Here is an 18206-nt window from a genome sequence, read left to right as displayed (position 1 = left end):
CCGTCAACCGTCAACCCTATTTTCTAGCTAAACTATTAATTAAGCTTTCGCTTGGCTGCTAGAAGTTTGGCTTTTTCTTCTGGTGTCATTTGTTTTAGGCGTAAGAAGGCTTTGGCGATTTTTTCAGTACGTCCTGACTCTGGTTCTTTTACTAATAGAAGTTGTGCCATTTTTTCAATTGTTACCGTGTCAAAAAGTTCGCGTAATTCTAAATCAATTAAGAAGACTTTTCTGATGCGTGCATGAACTTGAGCCGCTAACAGAGAATGTCCGCCGAGTTGGAAAAAGTTGTCTGTGACTCCGACTTTCTCAACTGGTAAAATTTCTTGCCAAATATAGGTTAATGTTTCTTCAATGGGATTTCTTGGTGCTAGATATTCTTGGCGATAGTCTGATTGATTTGGTAATGGTAATGCACGCCGATCGATTTTATTATTCGGTGTTAATGGCATGGCATCAAGAAATACCCAAGCGGCAGGTAACATATAATCGGGTAGTTTTGCTAAGATATGCGATCGCAGATTTTCTTCAGTAGGTGCTGCGATTCCTGATTTCATAACTAAATAGGCAACCAGTGTTTTACCAACAGTATCATCAATGGCTTGGACAATAGCTTGCGCGATCGCTGGATGAGTTTCTAAAATGGTTTCAATTTCGCCTAATTCGATGCGATAACCACGAATTTTCACTTGGTAATCGCTGCGTCCCAAAAATTCAATTTCACCATTTGCTAACCAGCGCGCTAAATCGCCGGTACGATACAATCTCTCGCCTGGGTTTGTAGCAAAAGGATTGGGGACAAATCTATCTGCGGTTAAATCTGCTCTTTGGCGATAACCCCTTGCTAATCCGATTCCGCCAATGAACAATTCACCAACAATCCCTTGGGGAACGGGATTACCAGCCTTATCTAAAATATAAATTGAGGTGTTATCAATTGCTCGACCAATGGAAAGCGCATCTTCTGGTTGCTGAATTTGCTTAACGGTAGACCAAATTGTGGTTTCTGTCGGCCCGTAAACATTCCACAGTTCCACCTGGGAGTTGAGAAGAGTAGCTGCTAACTCTACGGGTATGGCTTCCCCACCGCAGAGAATGCAGAAATTATCCTGTGGTTCCCAACCTGCGGTTAACAGTAATCGCCAAGTGCTAGGGGTGGCTTGCATGATGGTGGCTTGGGATGTTTGCAATAGTTGAGCTAGCTTAAAGCCATCTTTGGTAGTTTCTTTGTCAGCGATGACTAATTTAGCACCAGTAATTAAAGGTAAGAATAACTCTAAGCCGGCAATGTCAAAGGAGATTGTAGTTACTGCTACTAGGGTATCCGCAGATTTCAGGTTGAGTTTGCCTTGGAAACTGAGGAGGAAGTTGACTACAGATTCATGGTGAATTTGTACTCCCTTGGGTTTGCCAGTGGAGCCGGAAGTATAGATAACATAGGCTAAATGATTGTTACCCACAACCGCAGGTGGCGCTGTATCTGGTTGGGAAGATAGATCATCTAACAACAGAACTTTTGCTGATGAATCTGGTATTTGAGTAGCAATTTTAGCCTCGGTAATAATTGCTGTTACCCCACTGTCTGCCAGCATCCAAGAAAGGCGATCGCGGGGGAAGGTAGGATCTAGTGGTAGGTATGCTGCACCTGCTTTCATAATACCTAACAGGGCGACGGGCAAACCTGCATGACGTTCTAAACATACCGCTACCAAAGTTTCTCCCGTGACGCCTAGTTGCAATAGTGCATGGGCGACTTGGTTAGATTGGCGTTCTATATCTGCGTAGGTGAGGTCAGGAAAAATTGCGATCGCATCGGGAGTTTGAGCGGCTTGTTGGCTGAATAATTGATGTATGGGGGTAATTGGTAGTTGGGAATGGGTGATTGGCTGGGGTAAATTGGTAATTTCCTGTGGAGACAACAAGCCAATGTCACCGATAAATTGGGGATTTGCTGTGGCAATACTGGTTAATATCTGCGTCAAATGCTGTATTATTTGTTGCCTTTCTTCCTTGCTGCCGATGTCCTGCCCAAAAGCAATTTTTAGCGTTAAGTCATCTCCTGGTAAGGCGTAAAGGCTGATGGGGTAATGGTTTTTCTCTAGAGATTCTACCGAATGAATTGCCAATTCCCCTGGATGATTACGGAGAATTTCGGAGACTGGGTAATTTTCATATACCACAATTGATGCAAATAACGGTTCTCCCCTGGGAATGTCACTCCAGGCTTGAATATCGACTAAGCGAGTGAAAGAATATTGATTGATTGCTGATAAGCGATCGCGTAGTGAGTTTAACCATTGTCCAAAAGGTGTGGCTGCATCTAATTTCAGGCGCAAGGGTAGGGTATTAATAAATAAACCCACCATTTCTGCAAAGCCTGATAATTCAGTGGCGCGTCCTGACACGGTGACACCAAAAATTACTTCCTCGCTACTGCTATATCGACTCAACAGAATACCCCAAGCCGCTTGAATTAAAGTGCTTAATGTTACTTGCTGTTTTTGGGCAAAGGTTTTGAGTTGGCTGTAAATTTCTTTGGGGATGGCGGTTTGTAAGGTTTGGTAATCTTCGCTTGAGTTATTTTTTATACCTAAATTTGTGGCTTCCCGAACACCGCTTAATTCTTGTCGCCAGAAAGATATAGCGGAACTAGAATCTTGTTTTTGTAACCAAGCGATAAAATCGCGGTAAATCGGTGGTTGGGGTAAAGTTGGACGTTGGGTATTAGCTTGGTAAAATGCGATCGCATCTTGAAAAACTAGCGGTAATGACCAGCCATCTAACAATAAATGATGGTGAGTCCACAAGAAACGCCATTTTTCTGTTTCGGTTCTCACTAAAGTCATCCGCATCAGTGGCGCTGTTTCTGGCGATATCTTTTGCTGGCGGTCTGTTGTGACTAATAATGACCATTTCTTGGCTATTTCTTCAGCATTGAATTCGCGCCAATCTGCATAGACAAAAGGTAAATTTACATGGCGGTGAATGCGCTGTAATGGTCGGGGTAAATCTTGCCAAACAAAGGAAGCGCGTAAACTTTGATGGCGGTTAATACAAGCTTCCCAAGCATTTTTAAAAATTTCAACATCGAGAATTCCGGCTATTTCTCCACTCACCTGTTGCAGGTAAACATCTTTATCTGATTCATAATTGCTATGGAAAAGTATTCCCTCTTGTACAGAGGACAGAGGATAAATATCTTCGACATCGATATTTCCGGCTAAAGCTATAGTTAATTGTTCTGCATTGATAGCAGCTAGGGGAAAATCTGCGGGGGTAAAACTATATGCTTGCTGGCGGCTAGTTGCTAACAGTAGCTGCAAATGCTTGGCGAAACTATCTGCTAAATGATGTATCGTTGCTTCTCGATGCAAAGCTTTGCTAAAACCAAACCGCATTTGTAATTTTCCGTTAGCAATTAAACTAGTAATTTCTAGTTGAAAAGCACGCCGATTTTCTGGGTGTCGCGATAGTCCTACATCTTCAGTCGCCGGGGTAAAGGGTGCAGTTGGGGAAATATTTTCATCAAACTGTCCCAAATAATTAAACAGGATACCTTCAGGAATTGGCGGTAAGGTAAAGGCGAATTCTGGGTTTTGTGCCAGGATACCGTATGCAAAGCCATTATTGGGTAAGTTCCGTAACTGTTCTTTAACGCTGGCTAAGTTCGCGAAAATCTCGCCTTTATTTTCTAATTTTATGGGGAAGAGAGATGTAAACCAGCCGACAGCATCAGAAATATCAATTGCGGTAAAATCGCTTTCTCTACCGTGACTTTCTAAGGCAATTAAGATGTTAGCTTCCCCTGTCCATTCTGTGACTGCTGATAGTAAAGCAGTCAAAAGAACTTCTTGAATTCTGACTTTGTGGGTGCGGGGTAATTCATACAACAGGCTTGCAGTTTCTTCTTGACTGAAATTGCACTCTATTTGACTAGCAGAAATTTCTGTGTTGTTGGCGATGTTATCGGGAAAGTCTAGAGGAAGTTGCGTATTATCAATATATTGCTGTTTCCAGAAATTAACTTCTTCTTCCCAGGTAGAATTTTCTGTTAGATGATGTAGGTGTTGAGTCCACTGTGGGAAGCCGATGCTATGAGTAGCTAAGGAAATTTCTTGTTGTTGTTGTAAAGCATTACAAGCTGTAGCTAAATCTTGTAATATGACGCGCCAGGAAATACCGTCAACAATGAGGTGATGAATAATTAGTAATAGCTTATCGGCGGTATTGGCATCAGTTTGGAAGTAGACAGCAGAAAATAGAGTCCCGGTTGCTAAATTTAGTTGGGCTTGAAATTGGCTGGCTGTGGTTTGCAGTTGGGCTGATAATTCTGTTGCAGTAACAGCAGTAAAGTCAACAATATCAAAATTTAAAACTCGGCTATCATCGTCTAACTTTTGTATCCAGCCAGTTGCAGTTTGCTGGAAGCGCAGGCGGAAAGCTGGGTGAATTTTGGCAAGATAATTTAAAGCAGTTTCACATTGGCTGGCATTAATTTCTGATTTGATATCTAAAAGTATTGCCTGATTCCAATGTTCGGGATGGGGTAAGTTTTGGTTGAAGAACCATTTTTGAATAGGAGTAAGGGGGATTTCGCTACCTACAGGCAAAGTTAAAGCATTGGGAATTTTATTTGAGGTTTTTACCTGTGCTGCTAACGCCTCAATTTGGGGATTTTTAAACAAATCTTGAGGCGTGAAATAAAAACCAGCATCCCGCGCTTTAGCAATAATTTGTAAAGCGAGAATTGAGTCTCCACCTAATTCAAAAAAGTTATCAGCAATCCCTACTTGAGATACTTGTAATACTTGCTGCCAAAGTTGAGTTAGTATCTCTTCAATTTCCGTGCGTGGGGCGATATATTGCTGATGGGTAACAATATTTTCCTCATCAGGAATTGGTAAAGCATTGAGGTTAATTTTGCCATTGGGTAGCAAAGGCCAAACATCAAGACTAACAAACAGCGAAGGCATCATATAATCGGGGAGTAACTCCGATAAATGCGATCGCAATAATGTTTGCCAATTTGCAGGAGGTGTTTGCAGTTGTAAATATGCAACTAATCTTTGGGGTTTATCGGTAATTGCAATAGCTTTCGTGACAGCGCGAACTACCCAAGCAGGTTGTTCCAAAGCGGCGACAACTTCCCCTGTTTCGATGCGGAAACCCCGGATTTTCACCTGTTGATCGACACGTCCTAGAAACTCGATTCTACCATCAGGTAAATAACGCGCGCGATCGCCTGTGCGATACATCCGACTACCAGGATTTTCTGCAAAGGGGTCTGGTATAAAGCGTTCGGCGGTTAACCCCGGTGCATAGGCGTATCCCCTAGCTAATTGACAACCAGCAATATATAATTCTCCTGGCGTACCAATGGGTACAGGCTGCATCAGGGAATTTAAGATATATAAATTTGCATGATTAACTGGTTGACCGATGGGAATCGTATCAGTAATTTCATTTACTTGACATTGATAAAATGCTACATCAATTGTTGTTTCCGCCGGGCCGTAAAGATTCACCAAAGGAATCGCTAAAAGTTGTGCAAACTCATCCCAAACCCGTTTTTTCAGTGCTTCACCACCACTAAAAACTAATCGCAGAGATGAACATTCAGCAAATCCCGGTTCGCCTAACAGCATTTCTAAGAGACTCGGCACCAATTGTAGCAGAGTCACTTTTTCTTGTTGAATAGTATTGACCAAATACGCCGGGTCTTGATGACCTCCCGGTTGCGCCATTACCAACTTAGCACCCACCATCAAAGGAGTCCAAAATTCCCACACAGAAGCATCAAAGCTGAATGGTGTTTTTTGCAAAACGACATCCTGAGAATTTACGCCAAAGGTTGCTAAAAACCAAGCTTGATGATGTGCTAAAGCCTGATGGGAAATGGTAATTCCTTTGGGTCTTCCTGTGGAACCAGAAGTGAAGATAATATATGCCAGATTCTCATTTAAAACAGCAATTTCTACATCTGCAACAGATTGAACTGCAATTTTTTCTTGATAAATATCAACACAGATAATTTGACAATTATCACCGACGAAATCAGAGAAAATTTCTAAATCAGAACGAGATAACAGCAGTTTAATTTGCGCGTCTGCTAACATCGACTGAATCCGCGCTACTGGGTAATGGGGGTCAATGGGGACATAACAACCACCTGCTTTGAGAACCGCCAACATAGCACAAACCATGTCAAAGGAACGTTCTAAACAAATACCTACAGGTTGTTCTGCACTAATACCCAATTCAAGTAAGAATCTTGCTAGTTGATTCGCCTTGTGATTGAGTTGGCTATATGTCCAACTTTCTCCATCACAAATAATTGCGATCGCCTCCGGATTTGCTGCTGCTTGTTGAGCTACAATTTCATGTACTGGGGTAACTGCTAATGGGTAATTTTCTCTTTGTTTCCCTGGAATTGAGAAAAGTGAAAGCCCCATTTCTCCGTGAGGATTAGCAATTAAAGCATTGATACTATTTTGATAGTAATTACCAATATTGAAGATTTGCGCCTCTGCAAATTCTTGTCGGTCGTATGTAATATTAAAACAAATATGTTCCCCACCGACTTCTTCATTCCAACTAACCGCAAAAGGAATACTCGATTCATCCAAAGAAGCCGCTTGAATTAACTCCACATCTCGCCAATTTAGCAAGCCTTGATAAACGTGGAAATGGACAAAGTTAAAGGAAGTTTCATAGATACTTTGCGAACGATGTAAGCGCTGAATTTCTGCCGAAGGAAAGCGACGATAAGGCATTAATTCTTGTTCAGCTTGCCAAGTTTGTTTAATTAAGTCAACCCAAGAACCTCGCGGTAATGATAAGCGTAACGGTATTGTATTTAAGAATAGACCTAAAACGCGATCGCTATCAGTTTCTGTAGGTCTACCATTACTTACCAAACCGGTGACAATTTCAGTTTCTCCAGAGTAAACGCTGAGAACTTGCAGATGAACCGCTAGCAATAATGTTTTTAAAGGTACGCCTAACTGCTTGGCTAAGGCTTTTACAGCTTGAGAAATATTGGCGGGTAAAGTAATATCAAATTTACCCATTCTTGACCCTGTAAAAACCACACCCGGCCAGCGCGGAAGTTGAGTCAAGGGAATTTCTGCTAGTTGATTTTGCCAAAATTCGCGCTGTTTAGCATCAGCTAAAGCCTGCTGTTCTAAGGCGATAAAGCGAGAATATTCTAAAGCTGGTGCTGGGGGAAGTGCAGGTACACCCCTATTCATTAGATGGAGATATAAGCCTGTGAATTCTGATAAGAAATTGGCTAAACTCCAGCCATCCATAATGGCATGATGAAAATTAAAAGTAGCTTGCATCACGTTTTCATCCAGCAGATGAATATGAAAACGTATCAATGGTGCTTGTTTATAATCAAAGCGATTTGCCCGCTCTTTGATAATAAATTCTTGGATATAATCATCCTGAACTGCTGGTGTTAAAGCGGTTAAATCGGTAAAAATAATTGGCGTAGGGACTTCTTTAAAAACTACCTGGATTGGCTGAGAGAATTCTGCTAAATAAAATGCTGTTCTTAAAACTCGATGTCTGGCGAACATTTGGTTATAAGCAGCTTCCCAAATTCCTAAATCAAAAGGTATACGAATCCGAAAACTAAAAACATCATGGTAAGTTGTGGAAATTTCCGAATATTCGCCATGAAATAACATCCCAGCTTGGAGTTGTCCCACAGGATAAGCATCCTCAACCCCAACTGGTAATTTTTCTCTATCTTGGGGTGCAATTAAAGCAAAAGCTTGGGTATCAAGATGCTGATTATCTGTGGCTGTGGCTGTTGTTAAAAACTCTGCTAAATCTGATAGTGTAGGATGGGCAAAAATTTGCTCTAATTTTAAGTTTAATCCCTGGGATTGGGCGAGAGAAACAACGCGAATACTGCGGATAGAATCGCCACCTAAGACAAAATAATTATCAAATCTGCCTACCTGATTTACACCTAAAACTTGTTGCCAAATCTTAGCTAAAATTTCCTCGTTTTCTGTAGCAGTAGGCACAAAAGCTACTTCAAGATTTTCTCTTTGTATTTCTGGTTTTGGTAAAGCTTTTCTATCGACTTTACCATTAGGTGTGAGGGGAAATTTATCTAAATAAACAATCTGCGCAGGTACCATGTAATCAGGTAATTGTTGTTGCAAATAATTGCGCAGAGTTTCAATTGTCGGTTGCTGTCCAGGGATACAAACTATATAAGCAATCAACCGCTTTTGATTGGTTTCTGTATCAACATCTACTACAACTATGGCTTCTTGAACTTGGGGAAACTGAGAAATCGCAGTTTCAATTTCGCCAATTTCAATGCGGAAACCACGAATTTTTACTTGGTCATCTATACGTCCAAGATATTCTAAATCGCCGTTAGGAAGAAAGCGACCTAAATCGCCGGTACGATATAAACGCGATGGATATTTTCCGGAAATATCTGCAAAATAATCCTGTACAAATCTTTGTGCAGTTAATTCTGGTCGATTCAGATAACCACGCGCTACCCCTGCGCCACCAACATACATTTCCCCAATTACTCCTTTGGGTAGAGGATTTCCATCAGGGTCAAGGATATATAGTTGTAAATCGGGGATGGGTTGACCAATTAAACTACCAGATGCATTGTCTATATCTTCTTGATGAATTGGTCTATAGGTGACATGGACGGTAGTTTCTGTAATTCCGTACATATTCACTAAGCGGGTTTGCTGTTCCCCATAACGTTCAAACCAAGGACGCAAATTGGGGAGGTTTAAAGCTTCGCCGCCAAAGATAATGTAACGTAAACGAGAGAGGTTACAGTTAATGTCTCTACAGGCTAGTAATTGTGCAAAAGCTGAAGGAGTTTGATTGAGGACGGTGACTTTTTCAGCTTGCAGCAATTGTAGAAAATTTTGCGGGTCACGGCTAACACAATAAGGAACGATAACTAATCTTCCGCCATAAAGTAACGCACCCCAAATTTCCCAAACAGAAAAATCAAAGGCGAAGGAATGAAAAAATGTCCAAACATCCTGTTGATTAAATGCAAACCAATGTTGGGTACTGTGAAATAGACGAGTAACGTTATAGTGGGTAACTAATACACCTTTGGGTTTACCTGTGGAACCAGATGTATAAATAATATAAGCGCCTGATTCTGGGTCAAGATTTTCTCTTGTTAAAGCTTCAGTACTTTCAGTTAAATATGGTGCATCTACTGCATCTAAACATATTTTTTGGCTCGATTCTGGAAGCTGAGAACTAATAGCAGTTGTGGTGAGAATTAATTCGGCTTCACAGTCAGATATAGTAAATTCTATTCTTTCACGAGGATAAGCTGGGTCGATGGGAACATACACGCCTCCCGCTTTCACTACACCCAGCATAGCAATAATTAATTCTGGAGAACGTTCCAGACAAATTACTACTCGTTTATCTGTAGTAATACCTTGTTTTTGTAAATATCGAGCGATGCGATTAGATTTTTCATCTAATTCTTGATATGTAAAATTTTCTTGTTCAAAAGTCAGCGCAATTTGTTGTGGATATTTGCTGACAATTTCTGCAAAGATTTCTTGTAGAGTTTCTTGAGATTCTAATTGCTGCGGGTTTACTTTTGGTAAGCGATAACCGGGGGGAAGTAAGGATAAAGACTGTAAAGGCGCTTGAGGGTTATTTGCCATATTAATCAGCAAATTACCAAATTGCTCAAGCAGTAATTCCATAGTTACTGCATCAAATCGAGATGCATTGTAACTTAATTTCAGAGATAGCCCATCCCCAGGAACTACCACCAAAGTTAAAGGATAATGGGTGGTTTCAAAAAAGAAAGATTCGGAAACATTCAACCCGAAATCAGCAGCTTTTAAAGATTTATCAACAGGAAAGTTTTCAAAAGCTAGCAAACTTTCAAACATTGGTTGTCCGCGCGGAACATCACTCCAGCCTTGAATGTCTGACAGGCTAGAATGTTCAAATTGACGAATGAAAGCGGCGCGAGATTGCAGGTTTTGTAACCAATTATCAAGGGTTTCTGTACCAGAAATAATCACACGAAATGGCAAGGTATTGATAAAGGGGCCAATCATCCCTTCTACCCCTGGTAATTCTGGGGGTCTTCCGGCTACTGTGATACCATAAACTATGTCTTGATTGCGGCTATAACGGTTAAGTAAGATTGCCCAAGCACCTTGAATAACTGTGTTCAGGGTAACGCTACAATTTTGAGCTAATTTTTGTAATAATTCTGTAACTTCTGGCGATAGTAACTGTTGAATTTCTCCACTAATAAAAGCATTACTATGCTTGGTTTTAGACATCATTAATAGGGGCGTTGCACTAGCAAATCCCGCCATATATTCTCGCCAAAATGTTTCACCATCTTGGGGATTTTTCTGTTTTAACCAAGCTATAAAATCACCATAAGGACGGATATTTGGTAGGGATATCTCGATATTTTCTTTAGCTGCTTTGTGCAACATTAAGAATTCACGTAGAAGGATTGGCCATGACCAACCATCTAAAATTATATGATGGTGACTCCAAACTAAATGCCAGGATTCTTCCCCTAAACGAATTAAGGTTACCCGCATCAATGGCGGACGATTTAAAATAAAGCCTTGTTTTTTATCGGCTTCGAGAAATTCACTGAGGCGGGTTTTTTGGGCTGAGTTACTCAGTCCGCGCCAATCTTGTTCGGCGATATTAAATACTAAATTCCGAAAGACAATTTGTACTGGTTCGGTTTGTCCTTTGGTAACAATAGCAGTTCTTAAAATTGGATGTCTGTCTACTAGAGTTTGCCATGCTTGACGCACTGCAATTACAGAAACTTTACCTTCTAAGCGACAATGAAATTGCTCGAAATAAACCCCTGATTCTGGTTCGTAGAGGGAATGAAATAATAGTCCTTTTTGTAGAGGCGTGAGGGGAAAAATATTCTCAATTTTATCTTTAAGTTGCATATCATTATCCTTTTTATGAAGGAAATAAAAGTTACTCTAAGTCGTCTAAAATAGCATCTAATTCGGTTTCAGATAATTCCACTAAATTAAAGTCGCTAGCACTATAAAATGCCGCGTTGGTAGATGTATAATCTGTGAGATAGGCACGCAGATTTTTTTGATAAATTTCGGCGATCGCCTGGATAGTTTGTTGATAATGTATATTGCGGCTATAAGACCAATCTATTTGCAATTGTTCGGCTTGAATTCGCGCATTAATTTCTAAAATATGGGGACGTTGTTGTTTAGCAAATAATCCTGTTCCTAATGGTACATTACTAATATGGAATAAACCATTGCTTTTACCTATGCTATCTGTCTGTCCCAGATAATTGAAACTGATATCTGGTTTTTGGGCGTTAATTAAGGTTGGTTCTTGACGTAGATAACGCAATATACCAAAGCTAATACCATGATGGGGAATAGTTCTGATTTGGGTTTTTATTTCTTTGAGTAATAAATCTGCTGCTGCATTAACAGTAGGTTGTTTGAGCAAAATGGGATATAAAGATGTAAACCAGCCAACTGTCCGAGAAAGGTCTAATTTTTCCCTAATTTCTTCTCTCCCATGTCCTTCTAAATCGAGTAGCCAAGCATCAGATTGATAAGCCTCGGTGAGGGTTTTCAGTAATGCAGCTAGCATGATTTCTGGGACGCTAGCATGATAGTTTGTCGTTGCTTGTTTGAGTAAGAAATTTGTTTCGGCTGGGGTAAATTGGCAAGATATCACAACTGTACTATCTACTGTATTGCTATCCGGGTTGACTGGATAATCAACTGGTAATTTCCCTACAGAAGTTGACAGAATATTTTGCCAAAAGGGAATATCTTGGATAATTTCGGTTGAGTTAGCCAAGTTTTGCAACGATGTAGTCCATTGTCGATAGGAGGATGTTTTGGGAGGTAGGGAAATAGGCTGTTTTGCGATCGCTTGTTGATAAGCTTGATTTAAATCTGCAAGCAAAATCCGCCAGGATACTCCGTCTACCACCAAATGATGTGCGAAAAGTATCAGGACGTTGCCATATTCAGCAAGGTTTGTGGCATATAGCACCCGTAATAGAGGCGATCGCTCTAATTGAAAACTTCCGTGTTGAGCTTCGACAATTGCTGCAAACGCTTCTGACTGTGTATCTGGTAGATGGTTACTAAAGTCTGCAATTTGCAAGTCCAGATTAATGGACTCTGTATAAGATTGTTCCCATTCTCCCAGATTTTCCGTAAATGTCAACCGGAAAACATCATGATGCTGCACTAGAGATTGTAAAGCTAGATTTAACGCCTCTATATTTAAGGTTTCATCGAAAGTCGGCGGTAAACTCCCATCCGTGGGTGGAGAGGAACAGCCGCCCGCCGACTTGGGGCATAGGGCATTGGGCATTGGTGAATCAAAGCTATGCCCCATGCCCGATTCCCCATGCCCTAAAACTCCACCCACAAGGGGATGGAGTTTTTTTTCAATACTCAAAGCTACAGATTGGTTCCAGTGGTGGGGATGGGGGAATTTTTGCGCAAAAAACCAATGTTGAATCGGGGATAGGGGAACTACTCCCGTTAATGGTTCGATAACTGCTACTTGCTGTTGTAATGGTTTCGCCCTAGCTGCGATTCGAGAGAGAGTTTGGGCTTCAAAAATGTCTTTGGGGCTAATCTCCCAACCCACGGCGCGGGCGCGAGATACTATTTGCAAGCTAATTATCGAGTCTCCCCCTAACTCAAAGAAATTATCTTGGGGATTTACCGTTTCTAATCCCAAAACTTCGAGCCAAATTTGGGCAAATATCTCTTCTGTTTCCGTTTTGGGTATAGCTGGAGTGGTGATTAATTCCGGTGCGGGTAGGGCTTGGCGATCAATTTTACCATTGGGGGTGAGAGGCCAAGCTGTGACTAACACCATCCCACTAGGAACCATATAAGCTGGTAAGACTGTGGTTAAATAATCCCGTAATTCGTTGGTAGTGGGTGGGTTTTCTGCGGGGATGAGGGCGTAAGCTATCAGGCGTTTGCGCCCTGGTAAGTCTTGACGCACTATAACTACTGCACTATCTACCTTGGGGTGTTTGGTTAAAGCGGCTTCGATTTCGCCTAATTCAATCCGATAACCGTTGAGTTTGACTTGGGAATCTTGGCGTCCTAAAAAGCGGATGTTTCCTTGTAAATCATATACGCCGCGATCGCCTGTTTTGTAAAGTCGCGCCCCTGGTTGGCTAGCAAAGGGATGGGGAATAAAGGCGGCGGCGGTTAAATCGGCGCGATGTAAGTAACCCCGTGCCAAACTGATACCGCCAATATAAATTTCTCCGGTGACACCAGGGGCGACTGGTTGCAAAAATGAGTCTAGCAGGTAAATTTCCACATTGGCGATCGCTTTACCTATACTTGGTTCGCCGAGTAACTGGGTACAATTCATTAAGCTGGCGCAGACTGTCGCTTCTGTGGGGCCATAAGCGTTAAAGCAGCTACGGTTTTCTGTTCCCCAACGCCGGAATAAATCCCCAGAAGCTGCTTCCCCAGCCATAATTAAGGTTTGCAATTGGGGTAAGTCTGTTGGTGCAATAGCGGCTACCAGGGAGGGGGGAAGGGTAATATGGGTGATGTTTGCAGCAGTTAATTTTGCCCACAATGCAGGCGATGGGGTGCGATTGGCGGCGTCTTGCAGATATAAGCTAGCACCGCTACCCAAAGCCATAAATATTTCGGAAATCGCCGCATCAAAATTCAAAGAAGCAAATTGATAAACGCGACTCGCAGCTGTGACTCCAAAACTCTCAGTTTGCGCTTGTACGAGATTTTGTATCCCTGTGTGAGTGACGAGAACGCCTTTAGGTTTACCTGTGGAACCAGATGTATATATAATGTAGGCGAGATTTTCTGGTCTAATTTTTAAGTTAGGACGAGTAACAACCTCTGGGATAGTGAGCGAAGTCGAACTATCATTTAACAAAATAACTCGCACATCTTCAGCAAACAATCCCGATGGCGGCGTTTCATTGCTGAGAATTACAGCAGTTTGGCTATTTTCTACCATAAATTGCGATCGCGCTTTTGGATAGGAGCGATCAAGGGGGAGAAACGCCGCACCTGCTTTCAACACGGCTAAGAGGGCAATAATATAGTCAATTGAAGGGTCAAAATATAACCCGACAATCGACTCATAGCCAATACCTGCATTAATTAGAGTAGCTGCTAATTGATTGGCTCGTTGTTCTAACTCACCATAGGTAATTGTTTTATCGTCCGCAACTAACGCCACCGATTGAGGATGTAAATCCGCTTGAACTTCAAATAACTGGTGTGCTGTGCGGAAATCTCCCCAATGAATAAGATTACCTTTAGCTGTGTGAATAATGCGATCGCGTTCTAGTTCTGATATACCTGCAATTTCTCCTAACACCTGATTTGGGTGTTGTGCCAGGTTTAGCATCAGATTGCGCAGGCGTTCTAACAAAATATTTGCGGCTGTCGCTGACAAAAATTCTGTTTGGTAGTTGAGTTTTAATAACAGTCCGTTATCAGGTATTATGCCTACTGTTAACGGGTAATTAGTTCTTTCATAAAACTCGATATCATCAACTTGAAAATCTTGACGCTGCTCTTTTAAACTTTGGTCAACGGGGTAATTTTCAAAGACTAAAATACTCTCAAATAATGATTCTCCCGCCGCTAAAGGAATCTGCTTTTGAATATCTGTAAGTTTACTATATTCATATTCCCGCATCTGTACGTGATGCTGTTGAATATTTTCTAGCCAATTCGCCACAGTTACAGATGCATTCAACTGGACTCGCATCGGTAAGGTATTAATAAATAACCCTACCATATTTTCAACTTCTGCCAGTTCCGGTGGTCTTCCAGACACTGTTACCCCAAATACTACATCTTCGCCTGCACCATGTTTTTGTAAACATAATGCCCAAGCGCCTTGAGCAATAGTATTAATTGTTAATCTTTGGCTTTGCGCCATCTTTTGCAATTGAGCAAATTCAGCTGCATTTAGGCGTAATTCGACTTCCGCATAAGCAGGTAAATTTGTGCTTAATTCTGTTGCTTCTAATTGCCAAGATAAACGAGTTGGTGTAGAAATCCCCGCCAATGTTGAGCGCCAAAATTCCTGAGCTTCATGGAGATTGCGCTGTTGTAACCACTGAATATAATAGCGATAAGGGGGAATTGGTGGTAAGGAATGGGGAACTTGTTGACAAGTTGATTGATAAATATCCAGTACTTCCTTAAATATGACCGGTAGCGACCAACCATCAAGAATAATGTGATGATGACTCCATACCCATTGCCAGGTATAATTATCTAAGCGCATCATCATAAACCGCATTAAAGTCGGCTGAATCAAATCAAATCCAATTTGGCGATCGCTAATTAAATATGCCTGTAATTTATCTTTTTGTTGTAGCGTTGATAAATTGCGCCAATCTTGTTCTATAATCGAAAATTCTCCAGCTTTACTGACAATTTGTAAAGGCTCGTCTTGGTTATCCCAAATAAACGCACTGCGCAGCGTCGGATGTCGTTCTACAACTGTTTGCCAAGCAAAATTAAAATTATCGATATCAAATTTACCGCTTATTTTACCTGTAACCTGTTCAAAATAAATCCCATCTTCGAGGTTATAAATACTGTGGAATAACATTCCCTCCTGCAAAGGCGACAGGGGATAGATATCTTCTAAATTGGGATATTTCGTTTGGAGAATATCTAATTTAGCTTGCTCAATGCGCACCAAGGGAAAATCTGATGGTGTATATCCACCCACACCAATTGCTTGACAATGGCTGAGGATTTCTCGTAGATTTTCATAAAAACATTCCGCCCATGCAGCAATTGTTGTTTCTTGGTGTAAGTTGGCACTATATAACCAATCAACGCGCAATTCTCCGGCAACCACAATACTATTAATATCAATAATATGTGGGCGTAAGCCTTGAGCATCCCTTGTCGGTTCTATATCTTCATTTAATAAGCGAAATAACTGATTTTTCCCGCTTTCATTGCGTACTTGACCCAAATAATTAAAACTGATTTGTCCTGTAGTTGGCAATGTTTCCTGGTTAATATATCTTAATAAACCATAGCCAAAACCCCGTCGAGGAATAGCACGGAATTGTTCTTTAACAGTTTTAATTAAGTTCTCAATCTCTAAATTACTGCTAGCTAATTCCAACCGCAGAGGATACAGGGTAGTAAACCAACCCAAAGTCCGCGTAATATCTAAATCCGCCGATAATTCTTCCCTACCATGCCCTTCCATCATAATTTGCAGGGTGGAATTTTGGATAATTTGGCTCAAGGTTTGCGCCAAAGCTGCGAGTAATAATTCTTGGGGTTGGGTGCGATAAGCTTTATTTGCTTGGGTAAGAAATTGCTGGGTTTGTTCTTTGGTTAATTGCAAAGAAACTTTTTTAACTGATGCTTCGACATTTTCGCTTACAGATGAAGGAAAATCCACAGGTAATTTCGCCGTTTCTCCTGTGACAGTTTCCAGCCAAAATTGTCTTTCTGCTTCTATTGTGGTGGATTGCGCAAAATTGTAGAGAAATTGACTCCACTGTTGAAAAGATGTGGTAACTGGTGATAGTTCATTCCCACTAATAACTTCAACTAAATCTTGTAATAAAATCCGCCAAGAAACGCCATCAACAATTAAGTGATGGATAACTATTAATAACCGGGGTTGGCGATTTTCTCCCAAATTAAACCACATCGCACCAGCTAAAGGCCCGTCATGCAAATTTAAGGATTTTTGCAGGCGTTCCCCAGCTAATTGCATCGCCGCATTTTGTTCTATTTCCGCTAACGATTCTAAATCAACTACTTCCCAAGAAAAAGCGGCATTTTTCTCTGTGTAAAATTGCCGCCAATTGGTATTTTCTTGGGTAAATCGTAATCTGAAACTATCGTGATGAGAGGAAATAATTTGAATAGCTGCGGCGACTGTTTCCGGCTGTAAAGATTTGTGAACTTCTAAAAGAATGGCTTGATTCCAATGGTGCGGGTTAGGAAGATGCAGTTCAAAAAACCATTGTTGAATCGGAGTTAGCAGCACCTCACCTACAGCTTTACTAGCAGCTAAAGCTGGGGCGTACATCATTTGTGCTACCCTAGCTAGGCGTTGTACTGTTTGTTCTTGAAAGATTTCTTTAGGGGTTAATATCCATCCTTGACGGCGAATTTCTGTGACGACTTTCAAAGCTAAGATAGAATCACCACCTAAATCAAAGAAATTATCTTCAATTCCAATCCCATCTAAGCCTAAAACTTTTTCCCAAACGTGACAAATTACCTTTTCTGCATCAGTTTGTGGCGGTGTAAATTTACGTTTAGTCGCGGCTTGATTCCAATCGGGAATCGGTAAAGCTTGACGATTAATTTTACCTTGAGCCGTTAAGGGCATAGCATCAATAAAGATGAATGCCGCCGGAATCATATAATCAGGCAATTGCTGTTTTAATGCTGTTCTTAACTCATTTTGATCGGTTTGTTCCTTGGCTACTACATAAGCGACTAAACGCTTATCTTCTGAAGTTAGAGAATAAACAATAACCGTAGCTTCTGCGATTTGGGGAAGTGCGGCTAAAGCTGCGGCAATTTCTCCTAATTCAATGCGAAAACCGCGTACTTTTACTTGTAAATCCCGTCTGCCTAAATATTCAATATCGCCATTAGATAACCATCTAGCTAAATCTCCAGTACGATAGAGTCTAGCACCTGGTTGTTGGCTGTAGGGGTTGGGAATAAACCTTTGTGCGGTGAGTGTCGGACGGTTAAGATATCCTCTAGAGACACCCATCCCACCTACATAAATTTCACCAGCAACGCCCACCGGTGCAGGTTCTAGGGCATCATCTAATATATATATAGATAAATCGGGGATTTGCACGCCAATAACGCTACCGCGATTTTGCTCAATATCCTCTTTAAATATCGGACGATAGGTAACATGTACGGTAGTTTCTGTAATTCCGTACATATTAATTAAACGTGGTGAGTTGTCCCCATATTTCGCTACCCAAGGTTTGAGACTTTGTAATTCTAATGCTTCCCCACCAAAAATGATTGCCCTTAAGCTTAATTTATTGAAAGCGGCGGGAAACTCCATCCCCTTGTGGGTGGAGAGGGACAGCCGCCCCGCCGCTTGGGGCATTGGGCATTGGGCATTGGTAATTTCTTCCCCATGCCCGA

General features: G+C 41.3%; 2 protein-coding genes. Both read right to left on the bottom strand.

What is annotated here, in order from left to right:
• Nucleotides 1–35: 35 nt before the first annotated feature.
• Entirely contained in the window at nucleotides 36–10973 is a 10938-nt protein-coding gene (locus tag H6G08_RS01050) for a non-ribosomal peptide synthetase (protein ID WP_190538454.1), read from the bottom strand.
• A gap of 31 nt (nucleotides 10974–11004) precedes the next feature.
• Entirely contained in the window at nucleotides 11005–18168 is a 7164-nt protein-coding gene (locus H6G08_RS01040; RefSeq protein WP_242046034.1) for a non-ribosomal peptide synthetase, read from the bottom strand.
• Nucleotides 18169–18206: the final 38 nt, after the last annotated feature.

The organism is Calothrix anomala FACHB-343 (genome assembly GCF_014696435.1).
GTDB classification, from domain to species: domain Bacteria; phylum Cyanobacteriota; class Cyanobacteriia; order Cyanobacteriales; family Nostocaceae; genus Aulosira; species Aulosira anomala_A.
This window is presented reverse-complemented; position numbering and strand designations above follow the sequence as displayed.